The sequence below is a fragment of the Paenibacillus sp. O199 genome (genome assembly GCF_001636635.1).
Taxonomy (GTDB): domain Bacteria; phylum Bacillota; class Bacilli; order Paenibacillales; family Paenibacillaceae; genus Paenibacillus; species Paenibacillus marchantiae.
The window spans coordinates 108-938 of sequence record NZ_LGRP01000092.1 but is presented as its reverse complement, the minus strand read 5'-3'; the positions used below and the strand labels follow the sequence as shown (position 1 = coordinate 938).

Annotated in this window: 1 protein-coding gene; it reads left to right on the top strand. The window is 58.2% G+C overall.

The features are described from left to right. Window positions 1-24: 24 nt before the first annotated feature. Window positions 25-831: hypothetical protein (locus A6049_RS33080; protein ID WP_240321615.1), on the top strand; the 807-nt coding region annotated here is incomplete at its 3' end.

Below are 831 nucleotides of genomic sequence, written 5' to 3'. Positions count from 1 at the left end.
ACGGGTTTAACAGGTGTAACTGGTGTGACAGGAGCAACGGGAACTACTGGTGCAACGGGACTTACTGGTATAACAGGTGCCACGGGTTTTACTGGAGTAACTGGTGCGACAGGTGCAATTGGAACGGGAACAACCGGAGCTACCGGAGCAACGGGACTTACTGGAGTAACTGGTGTGACAGGAACAACCGGAACAGGAACGACTGGGGCTACTGGTGCGACGGGTTCAACTGGTATAACCGGAGCCACAGGATTTACTGGCGTGACAGGTGCAACAGGGACCGGGGCTACTGGAGCCACAGGCGCGACTGGTTCAACGGGTGTAACTGGTGCTACAGGCGCAACGGGTACAGGAACAACTGGAGTTACCGGCGCAACCGGAACGGGAACAACCGGAGCAACGGGGCTTACTGGAGTAACTGGTGTAACAGGGGCAACGGGAACCGGAACAACAGGAGCCACCGGAGCCACAGGATTTACTGGCGTGACAGGTGCAACAGGGACCGGGGCTACTGGAGCCACAGGCGCGACTGGTTCAACGGGTGTAACTGGTGCTACAGGCGCAACGGGTATCGGAACAACCGGAACCACTGGTGCGACGGGTGTAACTGGAGCGACAGGCGCAACAGGAACAGGAACAACAGGAGCTACAGGGGCTACTGGAGCCACGGGACTTACTGGAGTAACTGGTGTGACAGGTGCAACGGGAACAGGAACAACGGGAGCTACTGGTACGACGGGATCTACGGGTGTAACCGGTCTGGCAGGTGCCACCGGAACGGGAACGACCGGCGCCACAGGTGCAACGGGTTTAACAGGTGTAACTGGAGCA